The following is a 1651-nucleotide window of genomic DNA, read 5'->3' as shown; positions in this document are numbered from 1 at the left end:
GCACCCGCCGCACCGTCGACCAGCACGCCCGCGACGTCCTGGCCACCTGCACCGAGCCCATCCCCGGCTACGAGCACCCGGCCACCGCCGAGCGGTTCGCGCACCACGGCCGCCGGTGGACCGAGCCGCGGCCGCGCGGCATCATCTGCGACCACGACGCCGAAGGACGGGCCGTCCTGGAACGCGAGCTGGGCATCGGCACCATCCCCGCCCGCAAGAGCGTCACCGACGGCATCCAGGCCGTACAAGGCCGCCTCCGCAAGGCCGGTGACGGGAAGCCGCGGCTGTTCGTCATGCGCGGCGCCGTCGTCGAGCGCGACACGGAGCTGGACGACGCGAAGCGGCCGACGTGCACCGAGGAGGAGATCGTCGGCTACGTGTGGGCGGTCAAGCCAGGATCGGCCGGCGGGCTGAAGGAAGAGCCCTTGAAGGAAAACGATCACGGCACGGACGCCATGCGGTACCTCGTGGCCGAGCGCGATCTGTCCGCCCGCCCACGCATTCGGAGGCTCTGATGACAGGACTCGTCGGCAAGCTCAAAGCGGCCCGGACCGGGGTGCTCACCCTCTCCGGCTTCGGCTCCCTCACGGCCTCAGCCTGGACCGCCTTCGGCACACCGGCCGGCCTCGCCGCCTCCGGGGTGGCCCTGCTGATCCTGGAGTACCTGACCGGGGAGACGCGATGAAGTCACCGCTGCGCACCCTCTTCAACAAGGCCCCCGTGCCGTACGTGGCCGCGCGGAACCTGGCGTTGCCCTGGCGCCAACCCACCGGCGCCGAGGCGCAGATGCGCGCCATGGGCAGCGTCGGGACGCTCTTCGCCATCGTCAACCGCACCTCGAACGCGACAGCTCAGGTGGAGTGGAAGCTGTGGCGGAAGGCGGCGTCTGGGCTGCCGGAGGACCGCGTCGAGGTCACCCGGCACGCCGCCCTCGACCTGTGGAACAAGCCGAACGGCTTCTATACCCGGCAAGAGAACGTCGAGATCATCCAGCAGCACGTCGACCTGACCGGCGAAGGCTGGTGGGTCATCGCGCGGAACCCGCGCTCCCCGCTGCCGCTGGAGCTGTGGCCCGTACGCCCGGATCGGATGCAGCCGGTGCCGCACCCGATCGACTTCCTCTCCGGCTACATGTACACCGGCCCCGGCGGCGAACAGATCGCGCTGCGCACCGAGGACGTCATCCAGCTCCGCATGCCCAACCCCCTCGACCCCTACCGCGGCATGGGGCCGGTGCAGGCGATCCTCAGCGACCTCGACTCCGCCCGGTACAGCGCCGAATGGAACCGCAACTTCTTCCTCAACGGCGCGGAGCCGGGCGGGATTATCCAGGTCGACAAGCGGCTGTCGGACGACGAGTTCGACGAGCTCACCGCCCGGTGGAACGAGCAGCACAAGGGCATCGCCAACGCCCATCGGGTCGCCGTGATCGAGCAAGGGCAGTGGGTCGACCGCAAACTCAGCCAGCGGGACATGCAGTTCGCCGAGCTGCGCAGCGTCAGCCGGGACGTGATCCGGGAAGCGTTCGGGATCCCGAAGTTCGCCCTCGGCGACGTCGACGACGTCAACCGGGCCACGGCCGAGGCGTCGAAGGCATGGTTCGCCGAGTACCTGACCGTCCCGCGCCTGGAGCGCATCAAGGGCGCCCTGA

At 70.1% G+C, this 1651-nt stretch carries 2 protein-coding genes and 1 pseudogene; all 3 read left to right on the top strand.

Annotated elements, in window-relative coordinates; all coding sequences use genetic code 11:
* A pseudogene (locus tag I5Q34_RS33160) lies at positions 1-515 on the top strand (terminase); the annotation flags it as partial.
* Positions 515-685 (top strand): hypothetical protein, encoded by a 171-nt coding sequence (locus I5Q34_RS33155; RefSeq protein WP_199896212.1) that lies wholly within the window; start codon positions 515-517, stop codon positions 683-685. The pseudogene I5Q34_RS33160 and the gene I5Q34_RS33155, both read left to right, overlap by 1 nt.
* Positions 682-1651: phage portal protein (locus tag I5Q34_RS33150; RefSeq protein ID WP_199896211.1), on the top strand; the 970-nt coding region annotated here is incomplete at its 3' end. The genes I5Q34_RS33155 and I5Q34_RS33150, both read left to right, overlap by 4 nt.

Origin of the sequence: Streptomyces sp. AV19, from assembly GCF_015999245.1 — a bacterium.
In the GTDB taxonomy this organism is placed as follows: domain Bacteria; phylum Actinomycetota; class Actinomycetes; order Streptomycetales; family Streptomycetaceae; genus Streptomyces.
This window is presented reverse-complemented; position numbering and strand designations above follow the sequence as displayed.

Bases quoted from the DNA above. Each gene is read 5' to 3' on its own strand.
- I5Q34_RS33155 (WP_199896212.1), top strand. From the start codon at position 515: ATGACAGGACTCGTCGGCAAGCTCAAAGCGGCCCGGACCGGGGTGCTC.